This window comes from Psychrobacter sp. AOP22-C1-C5 (genome assembly GCF_052378885.1).
GTDB lineage: Bacteria > Pseudomonadota > Gammaproteobacteria > Pseudomonadales > Moraxellaceae > Psychrobacter.
Window position 1 is genome coordinate 82,145 of the sequence record NZ_JBQSYC010000001.1, and the last position, 23,364, is coordinate 105,508.

Annotated in this window: 17 protein-coding genes; 13 read left to right on the top strand and 4 right to left on the bottom strand. The window is 42.8% G+C overall.

Translation table 11 applies throughout. From position 1 onward, the window contains the following. Nucleotides 1-38 precede the first annotated feature (38 nt). The 5 genes from nrdA (at nt 39) to yfaE (ending at nt 5,606) form a co-directional block, all read left to right on the top strand. Entirely contained in the window at nt 39-2,315 is a 2,277-nt protein-coding gene (nrdA, locus tag ACT3TH_RS00310) for a class 1a ribonucleoside-diphosphate reductase subunit alpha (RefSeq protein WP_444753867.1), read from the top strand. 140 nt (nt 2,316-2,455) lie between these two features. After that, nucleotides 2,456-3,637 (top strand): ComEA family DNA-binding protein, encoded by a 1,182-nt coding sequence (locus ACT3TH_RS00315; RefSeq protein ID WP_444753868.1) that lies wholly within the window; start codon nt 2,456-2,458, stop codon nt 3,635-3,637. Nucleotides 3,638-3,702: 65 nt separating this feature from the next. Next, nucleotides 3,703-4,059: a hypothetical protein gene (locus ACT3TH_RS00320; RefSeq protein ID WP_444753869.1), complete on the top strand. Its 357-nt coding sequence runs from the start codon at nt 3,703-3,705 to the stop codon at nt 4,057-4,059. An 86-nt stretch (nt 4,060-4,145) separates the two neighbouring features. Next, nucleotides 4,146-5,279 carry a class Ia ribonucleoside-diphosphate reductase subunit beta gene (gene nrdB / locus ACT3TH_RS00325; protein WP_444753870.1) on the top strand — a complete coding sequence of 378 codons (1,134 nt, stop codon included), beginning with the start codon at nt 4,146-4,148 and terminating at the stop codon, nt 5,277-5,279. Between the two features lie 60 nt (nt 5,280-5,339). Continuing rightward, nucleotides 5,340-5,606, top strand: coding sequence for a class I ribonucleotide reductase maintenance protein YfaE (gene yfaE / locus ACT3TH_RS00330; protein ID WP_444753871.1), 267 nt, complete (start codon nt 5,340-5,342; stop codon nt 5,604-5,606). Between the two features lie 182 nt (nt 5,607-5,788). Here yfaE and ACT3TH_RS00335 read toward each other — a convergent pair whose 3' ends face one another. Continuing rightward, nucleotides 5,789-7,111, bottom strand: a complete 1,323-nt coding sequence (locus tag ACT3TH_RS00335) for a S1C family serine protease (RefSeq protein WP_444753872.1) — start codon at nt 7,109-7,111, stop codon at nt 5,789-5,791. A 326-nt stretch (nt 7,112-7,437) separates the two neighbouring features. Between ACT3TH_RS00335 and ACT3TH_RS00340 the strand changes: the two genes are divergently transcribed. Beyond that, complete coding sequence (locus tag ACT3TH_RS00340) at nt 7,438-8,271, top strand: Nif3-like dinuclear metal center hexameric protein (RefSeq protein WP_444753873.1); 834 nt, start codon at nt 7,438-7,440, stop codon at nt 8,269-8,271. Between the two features lie 1,016 nt (nt 8,272-9,287). Next, entirely contained in the window at nt 9,288-10,493 is a 1,206-nt protein-coding gene (locus ACT3TH_RS00345) for a transglycosylase SLT domain-containing protein (RefSeq protein WP_444753874.1), read from the top strand. Between the two features lie 142 nt (nt 10,494-10,635). Here ACT3TH_RS00345 and ACT3TH_RS00350 read toward each other — a convergent pair whose 3' ends face one another. The 3 genes from ACT3TH_RS00350 to ACT3TH_RS00360 all read right to left on the bottom strand — a co-directional run bounded on the left by ACT3TH_RS00350 (nt 10,636) and on the right by ACT3TH_RS00360 (nt 15,853). After that, nucleotides 10,636-13,611 carry a LysM peptidoglycan-binding domain-containing protein gene (locus tag ACT3TH_RS00350; protein ID WP_444753875.1) on the bottom strand — a complete coding sequence of 992 codons (2,976 nt, stop codon included), beginning with the start codon at nt 13,609-13,611 and terminating at the stop codon, nt 10,636-10,638. A gap of 214 nt (nt 13,612-13,825) precedes the next feature. Next, nucleotides 13,826-14,320, bottom strand: coding sequence for a nuclear transport factor 2 family protein (locus ACT3TH_RS00355; RefSeq protein ID WP_444753876.1), 495 nt, complete (start codon nt 14,318-14,320; stop codon nt 13,826-13,828). Between the two features lie 348 nt (nt 14,321-14,668). Then, nucleotides 14,669-15,853 carry a hemolysin family protein gene (locus ACT3TH_RS00360; RefSeq protein ID WP_444754260.1) on the bottom strand — a complete coding sequence of 395 codons (1,185 nt, stop codon included), beginning with the start codon at nt 15,851-15,853 and terminating at the stop codon, nt 14,669-14,671. Between the two features lie 676 nt (nt 15,854-16,529). Between ACT3TH_RS00360 and yajC the strand changes: the two genes are divergently transcribed. From yajC to ACT3TH_RS00390, 6 genes are all read left to right on the top strand, one after another. Beyond that, on the top strand, nt 16,530-16,859 hold the full coding sequence (gene yajC / locus ACT3TH_RS00365) for a preprotein translocase subunit YajC (protein WP_444753877.1): 330 nt from the start codon (nt 16,530-16,532) through the stop codon (nt 16,857-16,859). Between the two features lie 400 nt (nt 16,860-17,259). Further along, nucleotides 17,260-19,137, top strand: a complete 1,878-nt coding sequence (secD, locus tag ACT3TH_RS00370) for a protein translocase subunit SecD (RefSeq protein ID WP_444753878.1) — start codon at nt 17,260-17,262, stop codon at nt 19,135-19,137. A 9-nt stretch (nt 19,138-19,146) separates the two neighbouring features. Continuing rightward, nucleotides 19,147-20,421 (top strand): protein translocase subunit SecF, encoded by a 1,275-nt coding sequence (secF, locus tag ACT3TH_RS00375; RefSeq protein ID WP_444753879.1) that lies wholly within the window; start codon nt 19,147-19,149, stop codon nt 20,419-20,421. Nucleotides 20,422-20,674: 253 nt separating this feature from the next. Beyond that, nucleotides 20,675-22,099: an MATE family efflux transporter gene (locus tag ACT3TH_RS00380; protein WP_444753880.1), complete on the top strand. Its 1,425-nt coding sequence runs from the start codon at nt 20,675-20,677 to the stop codon at nt 22,097-22,099. Between the two features lie 111 nt (nt 22,100-22,210). Continuing rightward, on the top strand, nt 22,211-22,942 hold the full coding sequence (locus tag ACT3TH_RS00385; protein ID WP_444753881.1) for an AzlC family ABC transporter permease: 732 nt from the start codon (nt 22,211-22,213) through the stop codon (nt 22,940-22,942). Next, nucleotides 22,932-23,291, top strand: a complete 360-nt coding sequence (locus ACT3TH_RS00390; RefSeq protein WP_444753882.1) for an AzlD domain-containing protein — start codon at nt 22,932-22,934, stop codon at nt 23,289-23,291. Before ACT3TH_RS00385 ends, ACT3TH_RS00390 begins: the two co-directional genes overlap by 11 nt. Nucleotides 23,292-23,364: the final 73 nt, after the last annotated feature.

Genomic DNA, 23,364 nt, shown 5'->3' on the forward strand with positions numbered 1-23,364 from the left:
GCGCAGCATCACTATAGCAATCCACTTAAGAGGGTAACATGACACATATTGATAAAATCCAAGTAACCAAACGTGATGGACGTTTAGAACCTATTAATTTAGACAAAATTCATAAGGTTATCGCGTGGGCCGCTGATGGTTTAGAAAATGTGTCAGTATCACAAGTTGAGCTAAAGTCGCATATTCAGTTTTATGAAGGCATCAAGACTCGCGATATCCACGAGACCATCATCAAGTCAGCAGCTGACCTTATTTCTGAAACGACGCCTGACTATCAGTATCTAGCGGCACGTTTGGCGATCTTCCATCTGCGTAAAATTGCTTACAATAGATTCACGCCACCGCACCTTTATGATCACGTCAAAAAACTGACAGACGCTGGCAAATATGATGAGCATATCTTGGCTGATTACAGCCGTGCCGAATTTGATGAGCTAGAAGAATACCTCGACCACTGGCGCGATATGAATTTGGCTTATGCAGCCGTTGAGCAAATGGCTGGCAAATACCTTGTCCAAGATCGCGTGAGCAAAACCGTTTATGAAAGCCCGCAGTTCTTATATATGCTCGTTGGTATGTGCTTGTTTAGCCGTTATGAGAAGTCAGAGCGCATGAACTATGTCAAACGCTTCTATGATGCGACGTCAGAGTTCAAAATCTCGCTACCAACGCCTATCATGTCAGGTGTGCGTACGCCATCTCGTCAATTTAGCTCGTGCGTATTGATCGAATGTGGTGATAGCTTAGACTCAATCAACGCCACCACCAGCGCCATCGTGCGTTATGTGTCGCAGCGCGCTGGTATCGGTATCAATGCAGGCCGTATTCGCGCCCTTGGTAGCCCTATCCGTGGCGGTGAAGCACAACACACTGGTTGTATACCATTCTATAAACTGTTCCAAACTGCGGTTAAATGCTGCTCTCAAGGCGGCGTGCGCGGTGGTGCAGCGACATTATTCTACCCACTATGGCATTTAGAAGTTGAGTCACTATTGGTACTCAAAAACAACCGCGGTGTGGAAGACAACCGTGTCCGTCACATGGACTACGGCGTACAGTTAAACAAAACCATGTATACCCGCCTGATCAAAGGCCAAGATATCTCGCTATTTTCACCAGGTGACACGCCTGGCTTGTATGATGCGTTCTTTGAAGATCAAGACAAGTTCGAAGAGTTATACACCAAGTATGAAAATGACCCTGCTATTCGTAGCCGTCAAATCCCAGCGGCAGACTTGTTCAGCCTAATGATGCAAGAGCGCGCCAGTACGGGTCGTATCTACATCCAAAACGTCGACCATTGCAACACCCACAGCCCATTTGACGCGACGGTTGCGCCGATTCGCCAGTCAAACCTATGTATGGAAATCGCCCTACCGACCAAGCCACTTGATAACATCAATGACGAAGAAGGCGAAATCGCGCTTTGTACGCTATCAGCAGTCAACTTGGGTAAAGTCGAAAACGTCAGCGACATCGAAGAGCCAGCTGAGCTAATCGTGCGTGCGCTTGATGCCCTGCTCGACTACCAAGACTATCCCGTCAAAGCGGCTCAAAACGGCAGTATGCGTCGCCGTACGCTCGGTGTGGGCGTGATTAACTATGCTTATTACTTGGCTAAGAATGGCGTGCGCTATTCAGATGATAGCGCGCTTGGTCTGACGCATCAGACGTTTGAAGCATTGCAGTTCTATCTATTGAAAGCGTCAAACAAATTGGCAAAAGAGCAAGGTGCGTGCCCTGCCTTTAATGAGACGACGTACTCACAAGGTATCTTGCCGATTGATACGTACAAAGCCGACTTGGATAAAATCTGCCAAGAGCCGCTACATCTCGATTGGGAAACGCTACGTGGCGAGATCACTGAGCACGGTCTGCGCAACTCTACCCTAACCGCCTTGATGCCGTCTGAAACCTCAAGTCAGATTGCCAATGCAACCAACGGTATCGAGCCACCACGTGGTCTGGTCTCTATCAAAGCGTCAAAAGATGGCATCTTAAAGCAAGTCGTGCCTGAGATCGATAAATTAAAAGATCAGTACGAGTTACTATGGCAAATGCCAAACAATGACGGTTACCTAAAACTGGTCGCCATCATGCAAAAATTCGTTGATCAAAGTATCTCTGCCAACACCAACTACGATCCAGTTCGTTATGCAGGTGGCCGTGTACCAATGAAGATACTGCTAAAAGACTTGCTAAACGCTTATAAGATGGGTGTGAAGACGTTGTACTACCATAACACGCGTGATGGTGCGAACGATGCGCAAGCGGATATGGAAGATGATTGTGCTGGCGGTGCATGTAAGATTTAAGACATTGATGAATGGCGGGTTTGGCTCTTGGGTTAAGCTCGCTGTTTAGTTTTTTATTACTTGGTACATTGAGCAGTTCTATAAGCTAAGCTATTTATCTCTGAACCTATATATAGTGCAGATCAAGGACAAGATTAATTATGGACAAGAAAACAGATGTACTAAATATATTAGAAGAAGCTTTATGTGAATTAGAATCAAAGAAAGGAAATATTTCCACAGCTGTCCAAAAACTAGCAAGGGCATCCTTGATGCTAGGCGAAGATGAAGTGTATGCTTGGACACAATTGCAGTTAGGAAATGTTCAATACACAGCTATTTTAGCCAGCCTTTTTAAAGTTATTAACGAAACTCCAAAAGAAGATGGGGCCGTTCAATTAAAAAAAGATAAATATAAAGATATATTTGAGAGCGCAAATAAAATAAATATCTATTTTAGTGGTAGCAACGATATAAATGAGTTATATGGTTATAAAGCTAATGAAGGTGCCGGAGGCTTAAATTCTGTTGTATTAATCGAACAGATAGCAGAACGCTTGTTAAAACTAAAAAAAGGCAATGATGGTACACATTATATTTATAATATAAATGCTCATTTATCTTATATCAACAAATATTGCTACTCCTACATTTCATCCTTAATCGATAAATTAAAATATTCAGGTACTATTAAAATTAGTTTTGACATACTAAAAGAAGCCGTTGACGATAAATTTTTAGAAATAGATCCTGAGCTAGCAGAACAGATGATGTTAGCATTCAAATCGATTTCTTCTGATAATAAGGAAGAATGGTCACAGGCACTAACTACTTGTCGACGTTTGCTAGAAAGCTTAGCTGACAATCTTTATCCAGCTAACGATAAAGTTATCAATAATAGAACATTCAAACAAAATCAATATGTTAATCGTTTATGGCAGTTTATGCATGAAGCTATACAGTCAGATACGAATAAAACTTTAGCCAAAGCTCATGTTGATTATCTTGGATCGTGGTTAGAAAGAAATAATAAAGCTACTAATAAAGGAGTTCATGATGAGGTCACTCAATTAGAAGCTACAAAGTTTGTTTTCCATATATATCTTATGCTAGCAGATTTGTTGGAATATTTAGATAGCTCAGTCGTTTCAAATGCAAAGCCACATACTAAAAAAGTTACCATCGATGAACTTGAGGCTTTGCTAAATATCAATAGAAATATAGCTAAAGATATAATTAAGGCACGAGTTAAAAATGGTGGTTTAACTTTAAAGCAGCTCGGCGAAGTATCTGGTATAGGGAACAAAACTTTAGAAAAGGCTAAAGAAGTTATAGAGTTTTAGCTAAAAACATTTCGCCTTTACCGCTATAATTAAAACACAGACAGAACTAAAATGACGGAGGTCATGTGCAATATACCGCAATCATCAAAGACGGTGGTTTGTTTATCCCTAACGTATTTTCAGACCTAAACGATGGTCAGGCGCATGTTGTCCAAGTCACTGTCGATATCGACGACGTTCGTCAGCAGTTAAGTTTAGATACTCAGCCAAAGACAGACGCGCCAAGAGTACCTAAAAAACAGGTAAAAAAGCAGACTAAAAAAGAAGTACAAAAAGCCGTGGAAAATGCTGACTTGGGTACACTGCGCAAGAGCGCGCTTGATGAATTAGAGGCATTAGATGATAGTGAGCTGAGCGAAATTTTCAAAGCGTATATGAACGATGGACAAGAATCATCACAGATATCATTAGAGAATCTATAATATCGTCGATACATTCAACCCAGTATTTTTACAGCAGCATTTTTAACATTTACATTAATAACCGTATCACTTATAAAGGCAGTCCCATGACTTACTCGATTTTTTCTCAAACGCCAAACAATGCCCTAACAGAGCCGATGTTCTTTGGTCAGCCAGTCAACGTGGCACGCTATGACCAACAAAAGCATCCGATCTTTGAGCAATTGATTGAAAAGCAGCTGTCTTTTTTTTGGCGTCCAGAAGAAGTTGATGTGTCACGCGACCGTATGGACTTTAGTAATCTATCATCCCACGAGCAGCACATATTTTTGAGCAACCTCAAGTACCAGACCCTACTCGACTCTATCCAAGGTCGCAGTCCAAACGTGGTGTTATTGCCACTGGTGTCTATTCCTGAGCTTGAGACGTGGATTGAGACGTGGTCGTTTTCTGAGACTATTCACTCACGCAGCTACACGCACATCATTCGCAATATCGTCAATGACCCAAACCTTATCTTTGATGACATCATGCGAAACGAGCACATCTTAGAGCGCGCTTCTGATATTGCTCAGTACTATGACGAGCTGTATCGCAATTCACAGCTATACAGCTTGTACGGCGCTGGCACGCACACCATCAATGGCGAACAAGTTACCGTAGATTTAAGATCACTGAAAAAGCAGATGTACTTATGCATCATGGCCGTCAACGTCTTAGAAGCCATTCGTTTTTATGTTTCATTTGCTTGCTCGTTTGCCTTTGCTGAGCGCAAATTGATGGAAGGCAATGCCAAGATCATCAAACTGATCGCTCGTGACGAAGCGCTACATTTGACTGGTACGCAGCATATGCTTAACCTTATGCGCAATGGCCGTGACGATCCTGAGATGGTCGAGATTGCCGCAGAGTGTTATGAAGAAAGTATTGAGATATTCCGTAAGGCCGCCGAACAAGAAAAAGAATGGGCAGGCTATCTGTTCAAAGACGGCTCGATGATTGGACTAAATAAAGACATTCTTTGCCAGTATATCGAATACATCACTAACTTGCGTATGGAAGCGGTCGGCTTGCCAGCGGCATTCCCGAACTCAAAATCAAATCCGATTCCGTGGATCAATACGTGGTTGTCTTCTGATAATGTGCAAGTCGCGCCGCAAGAGACAGAAATCAGCTCGTACTTGGTTGGTCAGATTGATTCTGACTTATCAGACAGCGACTTTGATGACTTTGAGCTGTAACAGTTTTAAGATTTAATAGTAGCTGTAATAACAAAGACATATCCCAATAGGATCAACACTATGACTTGGGTAATGACCAGTAAAAAACAGTTTTACTTACATGATGATGAAAGCCTGCTCGATGGGTTGCTACGCACAGGACACGAGGTAAATTATCAATGCCGCGAGGGATATTGTGGTAGTTGCCGAGTCAAGCGCATTGCCAGCTCGCACACCATTGATTATCCCTTTATCCCGCTTGCCATGATTGAGGATGACGAAATCCTCCCTTGCTGTTGCCGTGTGCAAGGGGTTGTTTACATCAATCATGAGCTTACCGTTAAGTAATTGCCTATTTGTAAAGACAAGCCCCTACTTATTAAAACAAACATTAAAAAAGCGCGCTACCTGTCAAGATAGCGCGCTTTTTGTTGGATAAGATTGATCTTAAAGAGACATAACACCGTCATCATAATGTGGCGCTAAAACAATTTTTTCTAACACCACTACATTCATTTTGTATTAGGCAATTACTGAGGTGCGCCGCCATTTTCAAACAATTTTAGTAACTCTTCACGCATGCGGTCACGCTCTGCCTCTGACATCATGGGCACTTCTTGCTGCTCACCTTGTATACTTGGTTGACCCATACTACCATCTTGCATCATGACGACGGGACGTTCAAGCGGCTCTTGTACTGGACGCTCTTCTAATAATATCTCTACTTGCGCGTTTTTACCTTGACGCAATATTTGTGCATTCAGTTTAGTATTGGGCGGTTTACGAGCGACGTACTGAATCAGTGTATTGGCATCTGTCATCTCAACACCATCAATGGTGAGAATAATATCACCAACGCGTAATCCACTCTTAGCAGAAGGACTTCCCTCAATCACGTTTAAGACTTCTACGCCTGTGGACGTTTCAAGCTGCGTCGGATCACGCAATTGTGATTGTATCTCGATACCCAACCAACCACGACTCACTCTACCATCTTTAATCAGCGCATTCATAACCTGTTCAACGATAGAAGTAGGAATGGCAAACCCAATACCCATAGAGCCACCAGAACGTGAGAAAATCACAGTATTGATCCCAACCAGCTCACCATAGGCATCTACCAGTGCGCCGCCTGAATTACCAGGATTGATCGCTGCATCCGTTTGAATAAAGTCTTCGAACTTATTGACACCAAGGCCAGTACGACCAGTCGCTGAAATAATACCTTGCGTCACTGTCTGTCCCACACCGAATGGATTACCAATCGCCAAGGCCAGATCACCCACCCGAATAGGATCTTCACGGAAGCCAAGCGGCGTCAATCCTGTCATATCTACTTTAATAACCGCCAAATCACTGTCTGGATCTGTACCGATCACTGTAGCACGGCTTTTACGACCATCATTGAAAGCCACGGTGATCTCATCCGCTTTTTCAATCACATGAGCATTGGTGACGATATAACCGTCTTCCGACACAATCACGCCAGAGCCTAAATTGGTATTGCCTTGCTCTTGTGATGGGCCACCATGATACTCAAAAAACCGGCGCAACACTGGATCATCCATATAAGGATGTTCTGCCATCGTTTGCGTGGTATAGATGTTGACGACCGACTGCGATGCACGGGCGACCGCATTATGATAAGAAGAAATAGGTGCTGGTGTATCGCTGATAGGGGCTGATGCTTGCTGTTCGGCAGCCGTAGTTCTCGGCGGCTCCCACGCATTCTTAGACGTCGACTTCATACTCATAAACAACCAGATAAATGCTGCAATCACTATTAGCAATAAAATCCAAGGTAACCACTTTATTAAAGATGCCTTGTTATTGGTGTTCCGAGATGGCGACATATATAACCTCTATGAATTTGATACAAACAGACGAAAATAAATTAAGTAAAAAGAATAACTCACTCAATACAACACATCAAATGCAAACCAGTGGTCAATGCCATCCAACTCAATGATGGATGCCACATTAAACAGGCTCACGTATGTAAATTATAACCGTCAACACCGCCAAATTGTAACGTATCGTGTACCATTTCAGTTATTACCCTTATCTACTCTTTTGCAGCGTCATGATAAACTGACGGTTCTAAAAAAATCATGCAGACTCTACCACATGCAACTATTGTGCTTCTATTATTTAGAATGAATTACATAAGGAGAATAAAATGACTGCCAATTCTGTCTCAACAGACACTTTTTCTAAGGCTATTAGCGTACAAAAGCTAACGCAATTTTGCGACGACTACTTGTCAGCAAGCGCATTTAAAGACTACGCACCAAATGGCTTACAGGTAGACGGTGGACGACCCGTTCAGCGTATTGTCACAGGTGTTACTGCTTGTGAAGCGTTGATTGATGCGGCTATCGCTGTCAATGCAGATACCATCATGGTGCATCATGGGTACTTTTGGAAAGGTGAATCTGACACCATTACGGGTATGAAAGGTCGCCGTATCCGTAAGCTGATGCAACATGGCATCTCTATGATTGGTTATCACCTGCCCCTTGATGCGCATCCAGTAGTCGGCAACAATGCCAAACTCGCTGAGGCGCTAAACATGAAGGTTATTGGCGCGCTCTATCCTAACGAGTCCCATCCTGTAGGCAATATCGCCACCTGTGTGCCGCAAAATGCTGACAGCCTTATTGCTCAAATTACCAAAGCTTTAGGGCGTACACCGTTAAATATCTCTGCCCATTACAATCATGCTGACCCTGCTGCTAATGCGAAAGGCAATGATAAGATCATCGAACGCGTTGGTATTTGTACGGGCGGCGCACAAGATATGATTGAACAAGCGGCAGTTATGAACTGCGATGCCTTTATTTCTGGAGAAATATCAGAGCGTACCACGCATATTGCTCGTGAGCTTGGCATTGATTATTTTGCTTGTGGTCATCATGCGACAGAACGTGGCGGTATTCAAGCATTAGGCGATGTTATTGCTGAGCAATTTGGATTGCCTGTGATGTTTATTGATATTGATAATCCTGCTTAATAATGGAATTACCATGTCGCGTTTTATCTCCATTTTTAAACATCTTAGTTAAACTAAAAAAGGTCATTCTTCTTATAGCAATTGTTTTTTATTGTTTTCTCTTTACTAACTGTATAGAAAACAAGACTGTTTCTAACCGTCTATGGCTCGATTGTTAAGTTTTATCGCTGGTTTCTTAAATATACTTGAATAATGCAACCTATATCTGCATATTACTTCCTGAACAAAGAACGTCTTGTCATGAGACTTCCCATTTATTATAGCTTCCGGTTATGGCGCTTTAATACGGGTAAACATCTAAAATCTCATTGCTTTATACATATCGTCTTATACGATTAATGAGATTTTAGACTGATTACCCATCGGTTTATTCTGCTGCTAATCTATTTTAACAGTACGATATGCCTTCATTTTAGCGTCTCAATAGTGGTTTTACACATATGGATAGGTAGACAGTTTTACTACCTGCTGTTTATCTATCTATATTAATTGCCTACCATTATGGCTGAACAATGACATATCAATATCTTTTTACTCTGTCATAAACGATATTAAGAGTTACTGATGTTGATATTATCGTAGTAAAAATTGAGCGACTAAAGGGTGTCAACAGTGAATCCTTCGCACAATTGCTCTACGATCTTGTTTTGATAATTTATTCATGACCTTACCTATGTTTGATCTGTCGTTGTAATTACTACTGGTTCTATCTATATCGATGAAGGGATCATCCGATTTATTTCCTTCGCGTTATTGTGCGTTTAGATTTTGACAGGGTTTTTTAAACTGTCTATTTTTATGCCAATAGAAAATGACTAAGTAATCATTGGGCAACTGTGCCGCTAACTTTTACAAGGTATCTAGTAGCGGTACGATGATCAAACAAGGTGGTATTGTGCTTGAACCATTTATAAGTGCGAAACCATCTAAAATGTAACATTCATGCTTATGTGTTCTATAAGCAGCACTTGTTCTTATTTTAAGGTAAGTAGGATGGCTAAAATCAGGAGACATCCATGCAGCGTATTACTTATCGTGTAAAAGTATCTGCGCAAGGGGCTAAACGCCGTATTTCTTATTTACTGCGTCCATCCAAGCAACGACTGAACACTAAAAGTAACATCGTTTCATCCGTTACCCCTATTTCGACTCGTTTTTCTCGAACCAAAAAATTGGCGCAGGTCTCTAGTATCGCTCTGCTCTCTCTGCCCGCGCAGAGTCTGACGACGATGGGTGTGCAAATGCCAGCCTACGACCGTGTCATGTCAGAGGACACTTTAACCATTGCGGCTGTCCCAGGTGACAGCACGTATTTTGCTACCGACGGCTTCCAACATGGCTTTGGCTTTGATTTGGTGCGTACTTATGCCGATGAGCTTGGTGTTGATATCAATCTAAAGGCTTATGCCAATGAAGAAGCGGCACTTAAAGCAGTGAGATTGGGTGCAGCTGACATGGCATTGACGACCGCCAGTACTCAGTTAAAAAACACGATGAATTTGGCCTCCGTTAATGTCAGCTGTGGTTATGATGCCAGCTTGACCAAAAACGGTTTGCACCCAAAAGTAAGCTGGACGTTTAGCTCCCCAAGTGACCCACTATCAAAAAAGGCCAGCTATTTCTTGTGTGATAGTATCAAGCTGCAAAACACTCAGAAGCTTGCGGCCTTCTATAATCAAAACTTGTTAAAAGATGCCTACAGTCAAGACCATTTTAAAAAGACGCTGACAGAAAAGTTGCCCGATTATCAGTCCTCCTTTGAGGAGCAAGCTCGTAATTATAACCATGATTGGGAACTGCTTGTGGCAATGGGCTATCAGGAGTCGCATCTTGATGCCAATGCGGTATCGCCAACTGGCGTGCGCGGACTCATGATGCTGACCAACAATACAGCTAAAGCCATGGGAGTCTCAGATCGTGTTGACCCTTATCAAAGTATCGGCGGCGGCGCGCGCTATTTAGAGCAGATGAAAGAGGATTTTGCTGATGTGCCAAAAACGGATCGTATTTGGTTTGCGCTGGCTGGTTATAACATGGGGCCAAATGCTGTCAAGAGTATTCAGCGTAAATTGCGAGATCAAGGTATTGATGATAAAAGTTGGGCAAACGTTTATGCATACTTAGCTGATAATAGAGCCTCCAATAGCCGTTATGGTCAAGCGATGCATTACGTCAGTAATATCAGAAGCTATCTTGAGACGATAAAGACTCAAACTGTGTAGTAATAGGTTTTAGTAAAGGTTTTAAAGATTCTAAATTTTACAGCTTTAAAATTTCATTAGACAATTTCCAACAAAAAAGCTGCTCTATAAAGAGCAGCTTTTTTTGTATTAGGAATTAACTTTGCTAAATTTTAATAATCAATTAGCGATTGGGCACTGTCAAACGTTGACCACGCTGTAGCATCGTATCTGCTTTGATATTGTTCATCTCAGCAAGCTCTTGCGTAGATACTCCATATTTACGCGCTAAACCAATCAAGCTGTCCCCTGATCCAACTGTATAGCTGACTGTTACCTTCGGTACTTTGATGGTTTGGCCACGTTGTAGTTGGGCGTTGGTTGCCAGATTATTGGTCGCTGCCAAGTCTTCTACTGATACGCCAAATTGACGAGCAAGCGCAATCAAACCATCGCCTGACTTGACTTTATAATTCTCAGTATTGCCAAGTTTTTTGCCGCTATTACTGGCAGAACTACTACTGCTTGATTGGTTGCTACTTGGCGCACTAGCAGGTGTTACAGCACTGCCACTGGCAGGAATAGTAATGGTACGACCGAGTATTAGGTTCGAGTTGGTTTTCAGATTGTTGGCTGTTGCCAAGTCACTGACACCTATATTGTAACGTTTAGCCACACCTGTCAAAGTATCACCTGATTTTACTTTATAACTGACGGCTTTGTCATTCAGTTGGCGATCTACCAGTTGTTTAGACACTGGCACTTTAATGGTTTGGCCGCGTTGCAAACGTGCTCTAGCATCAAAGTTACTATTTACCGCCGCAATCTCAGCTGGGCTAACACCGACACTATTTGCAATGCCGATTAAGGTCTCACCTGATTTGACTTTATAGTTAGTCGTCGCTACTGAACTTGAGTTTGAGCTACTTGCACTTGTGGCAGCAGAATTAAAATCGACAGTAGCAGGAACTTTTAGCGTTTGACCGACATACAACGAATCTGTAGCACCGATACCGTTAAGCGTGGCGAGTGTATCCGTTGATACATTGAATTGACGCGCCAATGCAATTAAGCCATCACCCGCTTTTACTCTATAGTTTTTGGTAGCAGTGCTTGACTTGCTTGGTCTGGTAGATGGCGCAGCAGGCGTCACGGCAGGAGCCGATACTTTACCCGGTATTAACCACAGCTTTTGCCCTCTAAGCAGGTCAGCACGGCTACTTAGATTATTATAACTTGCCAGCTGGGTGACTGATAAGCCAAAGCGATTGGCTGTACCGATCAGCGTGTCACCGCTTTGTACTACATAGCTGTCCGGCTGTTTTGATGTTGCATTACTACTTAAAGGTTCAATAGCTTTGGCATTGTATAGATATAGAGTGCTGCCAGATAGCAAGTTAGCGCTGGCATCTATTTGGTTCCATTCAGCGATATCTCGCCAGCTCACACCAGCACGGGTCGCGATATTAGACAACGTATCACCGCGCTTCACCGTATACGTGGTACGCGTGCCTTGTGGTTTTGGTTTGCTTGTCGATGAATTTGCAAAGCTTAGTTTTTTCTCGGCACCGCTGGCTTCTAGAATAGATTGCTGGGTCTGGACTGCTGACAAGTTAATGTTACCGTCTGCATTGACAACATTGGTCTCAGAAGTACTGGTACGAATTTGATTGGCAATGAAGTCACGCTCTTCTTTACTTAATGGCGGTTCTTGGACAATCGTGTTGTTCTGTGTGATTTGGGCAGAGGTGGTCGGGAGCGTATTGGTACTCTTAAGTTCAGCATTAATCTTATTGGTTTCTGCAGTCGTCAATGGCGGCTCAGTACGGACTGAGGGGTTGCTACTATAAGCAGAACTGCTGGTTGGTGTTACTGACGGTGGAATGTAACTTGTCGTTTGCTGAGGCACGCTGGCGCTTGCCGCGTAATCGGCCAATGCACTACCTGTCGATGGTAAGGTAGTACCAGTATATGGCTTGCTGTTATAACTTGGTGTGGTTGGCGTCGTACTTGGAGTACTTGTATTGTTTGATGCAAGTACATTACCTGTACCATTGCCTTTTAATGTGCTTAGCTTAGCGTCAGTATTAAGACTAACATCATTAGGAATAATAATACGCTGAGGACCTGAAGAGTCAACACGTCCAGAAGTTAACGCAGTATTCAATCTCTCTAGCTCATCATAACTAACGCCCGTCAACTGCGATACTTCCGCCAGACTGACACCATAATTCACAGGCACGCTACGGAAATGCTGACGGTTGGCAATGGCTGGCAAATACACGCCATATTGTTCAGGTTTTGCGACGATTTCAGCCACTGCCAAAAAGCGCGGCACATAGTTCATGGTTTCAGTCGGCAACCTAAGTGACCAGTAATCGGTTGGCAACCCGCGTGCAGCATTGGCATCAATGGCTTTTTGGACACGACCAGGACCTGCATTATAAGCCGCTAGCGCCAACTCCCAACTACCGAATTGATTGTGTAGCGCGGTCAAAAAGTCGTAAGCGGCGCGCGTTGATTCGATAACATCACGGCGACCATCATAGGTGCTGCTTTGATTTAGACCATAGATACGACCTGTACTTGGGATAAACTGCCACAAGCCTGCTGCGGCCGCACTACTGGTACCACTTGGATCGTAGGAGCTTTCGATAACAGGTAGCAAGGCAAGCTCCGTTGGGATATTGCGACGCTCCGCCTCTCTCACCGTATGATAAATATAACGGCTGGCACGTGCTGTTAAGCGGTTTAAATAGTCTTGACGACTGGTAAACCAACTTTTTTGTCCTTCGATACGTTGGTTATAAATCGGCTGACCACCGTTCATACGGTAGCCTGCACGTAAACGATTCCACAAATCGCCGTATTGCTGAATAGCAAGTTTGTTGCCTTCCACCATGGTCATGTCACTGGCTTCTAGTAGATCTGCCAACTCATCCAAACTTTCCGCATCCAGATACGCGGTCGAATAGTCAGTACCACCGCTTGGCGTTGCGGTTTGAGTAACGGGACGTTTGACAATGACCGGTGAGCTATTGGTCGCCCCATTATTTTTTACTGCTGACGTGTTACTACAAGCACTGATGAGTAAAGTGGATACCGCAAGCGTCAATGGCAACGCAATAAATGAGCGAGATTTTGATAGCACAGTAGACATGGTATTGGAAGTTTCCTAACGACGAAAAGTAATAAGATAAAATTGATTAATAGTATAGTATGCAATGTAGAGCAAAAACTACTGCGATATTAAAAGACAGCAGTATACGAAAACGGTAATCAAAAATCAGTCAGCATTCAAACGATCAGTTGCAACAATGAATTATTCAGTCCTTTGATAACTTAACGTTGCATACGGATAAAGTAGCCAATTATCAATTAATAGTCACTTGTGATACCGCACGTAGTAGCACCGCATTACCAGTGGACAGGGTCAATGTCACCCTTGATGTCGTAACAAATGAGACTTTTTGACCATTCTTCACCCAGCTCTCATTGGTCGTTACATTGGCTTTGGCCTGCGTACCTGTAATCACAATGTTATCGACAGAAATATCGTAATTATAATTGGACGTATCATTCCAACTGCGTTGCAATAACTTCAAATAAGCATCTTTATCCAAGCTGGTAGACTTACCTTTTCGAGATAGCGAAATCAGGGCATCATCAGAAACGAGACGAGCGACCTGATTGATACTCTGGCTATTCGCTGACGACTTCATTGCTGCTATATAGTTCTGCACCAAAGCTTCAGTCATGGTTGCTGCTTGCGCATTGACACTCACGGTACTTGCCACTGCAACCACAGTCGCAGCACTCGCCCCTTTCATTAATAGTGCCAACAGGCCTTTTCCCCATAATAGTTTCATGATAATCCTTAGCGATACTGTTTTCATTATTGTCAGATAGTGACAATTAACGTTTTTCTAGCTTTTATTTAAGTAGGTTAAGCGCCGATGGCTTAATAAATCCATCAAGTACTTTTACAATATCTGCTTTAATCTAATAATGGCGCCGTTATTACTGATGACAGCATACTTGTATCATAGAGTGAGCGTATCATTCAATTCTCACAGCTATGTGACACCCTGTGTAATTATTGCGAATACTTAAATACGACTTCTATTAAAAAATATCTCTAAGATAATGATGACCGTCTGTATGCTCAATATAAAACAGCATCAATTGAATCAGCTACAACGGTCTACAGACCTTTACTAAGACTTGGCATTGTTACCAGTGCCATTATCTTCGTACTGTTCATCATCGCTAAGCTTCATACCAAGACGCTCAACGCGTCTATCCATCATTTGACGAGCCAATGCTTGCATGTCTTCGACACGATCAATTTCATCTACAATCTCAAGACCCAATAACGTTTCAAACACATCCTCTAACGTCACAAGTCCTTTGACTTCGCCATACTCACCCACAGTAATTGCAATATGAATACGGTTTTTTAGCATAAGCTCTAACAAATCAAACAGTTTCATTTTCGAGAATACAAAGGTAATTTCTCGTTTAAACTGAGTCAAAGGCTTATGCATGGCATGATTAACTTTCGCCAATAACATGTCTGTCTTCAGCACAAAGCCTGTAATGTTGTCTAAGTCACCATCATAAATCGGTAACCGTGAAAACGTAAGCTTTGGACGATCAACCAACAATTCAGCCACCGTTTTGTTTTCTTCAAACGCCAGCATTACCGAGCGCGGTGTCATAATATCTTCGACTTTAATAGCACCAAAAGCCAATAAGTTACGAATAATACGCGACTCTAGCGGATCAATTTGTCCTGACTCTTCACCAATACTAGCAAGTGCAGCAAACTCACGGCGGCTAAACGCTTGTGGTTCTTTTCCGCGTACCAGTAATTTTGTGAGTCTTTCCGATATCCAAATAAGAGGATACAGGAGCAGAATAATACCTCGGACAAAATAAGCAACCATGCCGCCCAATTGACGCCAGTATATAGTTCCAAGCGTTTTTGGCATAATCTCAGATAAAAACAAGATAGCCAATGTCATAAACGCAGAAAATAGTCCAAACCAAGCACTACCAAATACAATAGTGGCCTGAGCACCTGCGCCAATAGAACCCAACGTGTGAGCCACTGTATTCAAAGTCAAAATCGCCGCCAACGACTGGTCGATATTATCAACCTTTAAGCGTTTTAGCATATTTGCTTTTTTTGGATTGGTTTCTTGAATATCCGCAATATATGACGGCGTCATACTAAGCAATGCGGCTTCTGCTAAAGAACAGATAAACGAGATACCGATAGCAACAGCGACAAAAAGTATAAGTAACAACACACTCATCGCTGTTGGCGCTGCTAGTGCTTCTGCGGCGGCTGGTGCCCCTGCTGCAAAAGCGGCATTAGGCAACAATAATATAAGCATCGCTAGCAATGCCGATATTCCAAAGGTTGACTTAGGATTATTAAATTGCACGAAATGGCGTGTCGTCGGAGGAGGTTTGGCAGACGCTTCTTTATAAGCGCGTGGACGACATAATCGAGGTACAAACATAAAAGTGTTGAACAAGTTGGGTAACCTAAACAGAAAAAAGGAAAAAGGAATGTGATGGGCAAGCCACATCGGAAATTAAAAGCACGTCCCGATGCAGGTAAAAACATCTGTAAAAGCGACGATGACGAACTGCCCAAAACTGATTTATTAGTTCATATTAGACTTTATCACATCTCAGCAGACCGTATGCTAAATACAAGTAATTATTACCATTTGATAGTAGCATTGATGACGATATTTCACAATAATTCGCCATTTTTAGACGTTTATTTTTTATAATTTCTATAGCATCCTACTTGTTATAGGAACACGTTTGCCTAATAACCAGTCGATATTTGAATTTTGATCCGCTTTCAGTGTTTTGTCTTTATTTATGTGAGTGGTCATCTGTGTAATCTATCGAAAATGTTATCGCGTTAACTGGCCTCTTTGATAGGATTTTCTTAAGAAAAACATCCTCAGCCTATGATTAACAGTTACCAAGTCTGAGATTTTTTGTTACTATGCGTTTAATTTTATTATTATTCATGACTTACTGAGAGAAACTATGAGCTTATTTATCCAAGCTGCCCATGCTGCACCAGAAACTGCTGGCGCGGCGTCGTTATTTGGTCAAATCCTGTTGCCTGTCGCATTTTTCGCGATTTTTTACTTCTTGGTTATCCGCCCACAATCTAAGCGTACCAAAGAGCACCGTGCAATGGTTAATTCATTAACAGTCGGTAGCGAAATCATTTTTGCTGGTGGCTTGATGGGTCGAATCAAAGGATTAGAAGGTGATTACGCAGTGGTTAGTTTAAACAACAACACTGATGTTAAAGTACAGCGTGCGTCAGTTATCTCAGTATTGCCTGCTGGTACTATCGAAAGCGTTTAATTATTTATTAGCGTTTGATGGTCATATCATCATCAGTATATGCAATGACTAAGAATGACCGTATATTGTTTACGGTCATTTTTTGCTATAACTTTACTGTAACATAGTGCCATAAAAGCACTTTATAAGTTCAGAATTGGTCTCTACTGAGTATACTGTCTCTCTTAATACCATCCATTCTTGATGAATATATTTCTGATACTTATATTTCTGATGACTGGATAAAGATACGTCTGTATTATTTGCTTTTCTGTTTTACGCTTTATTATTTATCGCGGATGATCGCAATGGCACCTATCAAGAGTGCTAACAATGACACTCAACCATTGCTATCGCTAACTTCCCATCTGCTAACTTGTGGCCCATGTCGCCAGTCGTTTATCAACCTAAAGAAGTGATTATGCAATATCCCGCTTGGAAATACTTACTTATTGCCGTCGTGCTAATCATTGCCGGTCTATATGCTGCTCCCAACCTATACCCTGACGAACCTGCCGTGCAGATTACTAGTGCTGCCGCAGGTACACAGCTGTCTGAAGGTATTCTGACTCAATCTCAAAGCTTGCTTGAAGAGGCAGGTATTGATAACCATGATGGTACGTTTGAGGGCAACAGCGCGCTGGTACGTCTTAATAATCCAGTTGATCAGCTGAAGGCTCAAGAAGTGCTACGTCAGAACTTGGGTCAAGACTATGTGGTCGCACTCAACTTGGCACAAACTACTCCGCAGTGGCTACGTGACATCGGTGCAAGACCGATGAAGCTCGGCCTTGATTTACGCGGCGGTGTACGTTTTGTACTTGAAGTCGATATGAATAAAGCGCTTGAACAACGTTTGAACAGTGCCAGTCGCGATATGCGTCGTGAACTACGTGCTGAGCAAGTTGCTGTTAAAGGCATTAAGACTGAAGCTCAAGGTGTCGTAATACATTTTGCTGATACAGATGCTCGTAACCGTGCACAGAATGTTTTACAAAGCTCAATGGGTAACACATTCAGTTTGCAATCATCTATTGACGCGCAAGGTCCTGCCTTAGTTTTGTCATATAACGAGGCGACGCTTGACGAGATCAATAGCTATGCGGTCAATCAAAACTTGACGACCTTACGTAACCGTATTGCTGAGCTTGGTGTTACTGAAGCTTTAGTACAATCACAAGGTGCTAATCGTATTGTCGTAGAGCTACCGGGTGTACAAGATACAGCTGAAGCGAAACGTGTCCTTGGACGTACGGCAAACCTTGAGTTCCGCATGGTGGCTGAAGACGGCGCAAACTTCACTGGCGGTATTCCTCCAGCGGGTACGGAAGCGTTCCCATTTGAGACCCTTGATGGTCCGCCTGTACTGCTACAACGCCAAGCGATTGTCACTGGTGATAAGGTGACCAATGCTCAAACTGGCATCGATGAAAGCGGCTCTCCTGAAGTTAGTATCACGTTGGACAGTGCTGGTGGCAAACTGATGCAAAATGCCACTCGCACCGCGGTTGGCAAACAAATGGCCGTATTGTTCATTGAAAACAAGCAAAGAATCACTTATGAAGAAGACCCTGCAACTGGGGAAACTGTCGAAGTCAGAACACCTTATGCTGAGACCAAAGTCATTAACCGCGCCAACATCCAAGCGGTACTTGGTTCTTCTTTTAGAATCACTGGTCTAGATAGCAGTGCTGAAGCCGCTGAGCTTGCGCTTTTATTACGCTCAGGCGCTCTTGCTGCACCAATGTACTTCGTAGAAGAACGTACTATTGGTCCATCACTGGGACAGGACAATATCGATAAAGGTTTGTTCTCTACTCAGGTCGGTTATCTATTAGTCTTTGCATTTATGATTATTTTCTATCGTCTGTTTGGTGTTATCGCCAACGTGGCGCTGGCAGTAAACGTGATTATTATTATTGCGATTATGTCAATCTTAGGCTCTTCACTAACGCTACCAGGAATTGCAGGTATCGTCTTGACCATTGGTATGGCGGTCGATGCCAACGTTCTGATTTTTGAGCGAATACGTGAGGAGCTTGCAAACGGGGTACGGCCAAAGTCCGCTATCGTGGCAGGCTTCGACCGAGCCTTTAGTAGTATTTTCGATGCCAACATCACTACCTTATTGGTCGCATTCATTCTATTTGCGATCGGCACTGGTCCGATTAAAGGCTTTGCGATTACGCTGGCTATTGGTATTGTCAGCTCACTATTCACTGCTATCTTGGTGACACGTGCGCTGATACAGATTGCTTACGGTAAGCGTAAATCTATCAAACGTTTGAGCATCGGTTAGGAGAACATTATGACGATTGATAAAAATAATCCTTTAGAACAGCAGAACAACCCTGATCGAAATGGTTCGAATGGTTCAAACAGTGATGCAAGTACGCGCCGCCGTAAGAAGCCACGCCGCGACGGCAAAGGTAGCAATACCCAAACCAATAATTCTACGCCTGCCACATTAGACAAAAGCCAGACTCGTCGCGGTGGTAAAGGCAGCGCAAAAGACAATCAAGTACTAACTACTCAAGCAGATGCGTCCACAACTATGGATCCGAATTTAGGATTTGGGGACGCTGATGATGCGGCGGCAGCAGCTGAAGGCGGTATCAAAGCCGTTGGTAACCAACGCATCATTCCTTTTATGAATATAGAAAAGCCAATGGCACTTCTATCTTTATTGATGGTGATTGGCAGTATTATTGCTATCGCAGTGAACGGCCTAAACTTAGGTCTTGATTTTACTGGTGGTGTTTCAGCGGACATACGTTATGAGCAACCTGTCGAGCAGGCCGAAGTTGTACAATCATTGGCAGCCAATGGTTTTGATGATGCAGTAGTGCAGTACCTTGGGACGCGGGAAGAGTTACTTGTCCGCTTGCCACCTCAATCTGATAATGTGGACGGTCTCAATGCTGATCTTAGTGCAGCATTGGCGCTTCCTAACAATAACGTTGAAATCAGTAACGTGAACATTATTGGTAGCCAAGTTGGTAATGAGATCTACTTAAACTCAGTGATGTCGCTTGTGCTAGCGTTAGTTTGTATGCTTGGCTATGTCGCCTTACGCTTTCAGTTTAAGCTAGCGCTTGGTGCGGTACTGTCACTTTTCCATGATGCTATCGTCACCATTGGCTTTTTCGCCTTGTTTGGTTTTCCTTTTGATTTAACTGTTTTGGCAGCTGTCTTAGCATTGATTGGTTACTCGTTGAACGATACCATTGTTGTTTACGACCGTATTCGTGAAAACTTTCGACGCGTTCGAGGTATCACGCCGCGTCAGACCATTGATTTGTCTTTGACTGAGACATTGCGCCGTACAATCATGACCATCTCAACTGTTTTATTGGTCGTACTCGCTATGCTGTTCTTAGGCGGTGATGGACTGTTCTGGTTCTCAGTGGCATTATTCATCGGGTTGCTGGCTGGTACTTACTCGTCTACTTACATTGCAAGCTCTATCCCATTACATATGGGTCTATCTCGCGATGACTTTATCGTAAAAGTAAAACCAGAGTTTGAAGAAGAAATTGTTACTTTCAATGATCCAAAAATGTTTGAACAGGAAAAGCCTTAATACGGTTCAATCATAATTTATTGAGTTGATAACCCTCTCAATAAGTTTAGATGTTCTTAATATTCATTGTTGATTGAACAGTAAAACCGGTTAAATAAAAGCACCTGACTCATAAAAATGAGTCTAGGTGCTTTTGTCTTTGTAGCTGTTTTTCAACTATCAGACATCCCACGCTGACGTCATATATCAACCTATTAGTAGTATTGATCGAAAACCGTACTCTCTTTATTGTTTAAGTATAAACGAGCCGCCAATGCCTATTACTACGCCGCCCTCTAGCGCGATGCCACCAATTGATACACGATATGCTCGTATCATCGCTATCGCCTTGCCAGTATTATTGGCCAATTTGGCGATGCCACTACAAAGCGTGATTGATACTGCCATTGTAGGCAACATGAATGATACTGCTAAGCTTGCTGGCATGGGTTTGGCGATACAGCTGTTGTCTTTACTACTGGTCAGTTTTAACTTTTTACAATACGCCTCGTCCGGACTGTCGGCTCAAGCGCTGGGGCAATTGGCCAGTTCTGTAGACAGCCCTACAAACGATATGACCAGATCTTCAATTTCGATGCCGTCTCCCCTCTTATCTATCTTACAACGTGCCTTGTTATTGGCATTTATGATTGGGGCTGTTCTGCTATTAGCCAAACCTTGGTTAATCGATTTTGGTTTGCAAGCGTTATCCGCCAACCCCAATAGCGGGCTTGCAGCAAAGACATACCTAGATGTACGTTTTTGGGGCGTTATTGCTGAGCTGATGAACTTCGCTTTTATTGGCTGGTTTGCAGGTCAAGGCAAGACACGTTATATGCTCTATCAACAAGGCTTCATTGCCATACTTAATATTGCTTTGACCTTGTTTTTTGTTTTTTGGATGCAGATGGGATTGGTCGGTGTGGCATTGGGCACTACAATTGCCTTTTGGTTAGGTATTTTATTGGCATTGTGGTTAAGCCGTCAGCATTTAGGAATATCTTGGTCAGCGTTATTTCAGGCCGATTCACAGCATTTTACCAAAGAAAAAATGCTTAGGCTATTTTCACTGAATAAAGATATTTTTATTCGTACGTTTATTTTAACGTTGAGCTTTGCTTGGATTACACGTCTTTCTGCTCAAAGTGGCGACGTCATACTGGCTGCCAACGCAATTTTACTTCAAGTACTGAGTATTTCAGCCTTTGCACTGGACGGCGTTGCCGTATCTGCCGAGACCTTAAGTGGTCAAGCAGCAGGACGACGCGATTGGCCACGTTTTCGCCTTATTGTGAAACGCACAGGTATCGTCAGTTATGGACTGGCCATTGCCTTAAGCGCGATATGGTGGATTTTGATGCCAACGTATTTACAGTTTATGACCAACATCGAATCGGTCTTTGCACTGGCTTATGATTACCGTCTGTATGCCGTGTTGCTGCCTCTCGTCGGTGTCGGCGCTTATTGGCTAGATGGCATATTTTTTGGCTTGACGGCTGGCAGTGTGATTCGTAATGCCGCCCTAATACTGGCCGCTGTCTTTTTTCCTATGAGTTGGTTTTTGTATCAACAATGGGATATGACTGGCATTTGGCTAAGTGTATGGGGTTTACTGCTATTAAGACTCATTATTTTAAGTGGCTTCTTATATCGTGCGCACCAAACAGGCAGTTATGAAAAACTACAGCCTGATGCTTAATACTTTCTTAGCCAACTACTTGAGCACTTTTCTTGGTTCAATGTTTCAATAAGTTTGGTTTTTGATAAAAAATAAATCATAAAAATTATAGTAAGAAAATTAGGATATTACGTGACAACTCGTTCAAATGAATTCGATCATCAGTTTGAAACCAACCACGATTGGGCTGAAGGCTTTAAAAAAAGCATACCGGTGGCAATGGGCTATTTGCCCGCAGGCATCGCTTTTGGCGTGCTGGCACAAGTTGCGGGTATTCCTTTATGGGCGATAATGATGCTGAGTATCGTCTTATATGCTGGTGCGGCTCAATATGCTTGCCTACCAATGCTGAGTGCTGGTTTACCGATCGGCAGTGTCGCAACCAATATTGCTGCCATTAATTTACGCCATGTGTTTTATGGTATGCCGTTACTGCCCTACTTACCAAAACGTAAGGTTGCCAAAATCTATTGCTTGTTTGCGCTGACGGATGAGACCTTTTCTATCGTAACCAGTTTGCCTAACGAGTCAAAACAAGCCTTAATACTGCCAATCAGTTTGTTTAATCAAAGCTGGTGGGTAATAGCCAGTGCGATTGGTATACTGATTGGCAGTGCGCTGAACGATTTGGTGCCACATTTAGATTTTGCTTTGGTTTGTCTGTTTGCCATTTTGGCGTATGAGCAGTTTCAAAGCATCAAACGCTATTTTCCAATTGGTGTTGCTATGGTGTCGTTAGCCATAGCCTCATTATTTACAACCAATTGGCTGTTATTGATGGCGATTGTTATTTGTGTGTTACTGATTTTAGCACGTGGTGTTTGGATACAACGCCGCTCAATGGGAGACACTAATGACCAGTAGCTATCTTATTTTTGCGACCTTTGCGATGGCGGCGGTTACGTTTATTATTCGTGCCCTTCCCACTTTAATCCCCAAAAAGCTTTTGGATACGCCTTGGCTTCATCGACTGAATGAGAGTTTACCGCTATCCGTTATGGTCTTGCTTATTTTGACCAGCCTTTCTTATCAGGACATATCTGCAACGACTGGCATCCATAGCGCAGAGCTACATCTACTCATGGCGCAAATAGGTGCTCTGATCTTGGTACTGTTTATTTATCATATCAGCCGCCAGTTACTGGTCAGTATGGTGGTCGGTATTGCTGCGATCAACGGTCTGCTGTGGCTATTGACAGGTTCTTTAAGCTAGTCAGACTACCGTCAGTTCAAGAGCAAACAAACTCTGTCGAAATGGCATAATGCTTTACTTTAAATACAAAAAA

Bases quoted from the DNA above. Each gene is read 5' to 3' on its own strand.
- nrdA (WP_444753867.1), top strand. From the start codon at position 39: ATGACACATATTGATAAAATCCAAGTAACCAAACGTGATGGACGTTTA.
- ACT3TH_RS00390 (WP_444753882.1), top strand. From the start codon at position 22,932: ATGACCAGTAGCTATCTTATTTTTGCGACCTTTGCGATGGCGGCGGTT.
- yajC (WP_444753877.1), top strand. From the start codon at position 16,530: ATGAGCTTATTTATCCAAGCTGCCCATGCTGCACCAGAAACTGCTGGC.
- secD (WP_444753878.1), top strand. From the start codon at position 17,260: ATGCAATATCCCGCTTGGAAATACTTACTTATTGCCGTCGTGCTAATC.
- ACT3TH_RS00315 (WP_444753868.1), top strand. From the start codon at position 2,456: ATGGACAAGAAAACAGATGTACTAAATATATTAGAAGAAGCTTTATGT.
- ACT3TH_RS00335 (WP_444753872.1), bottom strand. From the start codon at position 7,111: ATGTCGCCATCTCGGAACACCAATAACAAGGCATCTTTAATAAAGTGG.
- ACT3TH_RS00345 (WP_444753874.1), top strand. From the start codon at position 9,288: ATGCAGCGTATTACTTATCGTGTAAAAGTATCTGCGCAAGGGGCTAAA.
- ACT3TH_RS00355 (WP_444753876.1), bottom strand. From the start codon at position 14,320: ATGAAACTATTATGGGGAAAAGGCCTGTTGGCACTATTAATGAAAGGG.
- ACT3TH_RS00340 (WP_444753873.1), top strand. From the start codon at position 7,438: ATGACTGCCAATTCTGTCTCAACAGACACTTTTTCTAAGGCTATTAGC.
- nrdB (WP_444753870.1), top strand. From the start codon at position 4,146: ATGACTTACTCGATTTTTTCTCAAACGCCAAACAATGCCCTAACAGAG.
- ACT3TH_RS00360 (WP_444754260.1), bottom strand. From the start codon at position 15,853: ATGCTTATATTATTGTTGCCTAATGCCGCTTTTGCAGCAGGGGCACCA.
- ACT3TH_RS00380 (WP_444753880.1), top strand. From the start codon at position 20,675: ATGCCTATTACTACGCCGCCCTCTAGCGCGATGCCACCAATTGATACA.
- ACT3TH_RS00350 (WP_444753875.1), bottom strand. From the start codon at position 13,611: ATGTCTACTGTGCTATCAAAATCTCGCTCATTTATTGCGTTGCCATTG.
- secF (WP_444753879.1), top strand. From the start codon at position 19,147: ATGACGATTGATAAAAATAATCCTTTAGAACAGCAGAACAACCCTGAT.
- yfaE (WP_444753871.1), top strand. From the start codon at position 5,340: ATGACTTGGGTAATGACCAGTAAAAAACAGTTTTACTTACATGATGAT.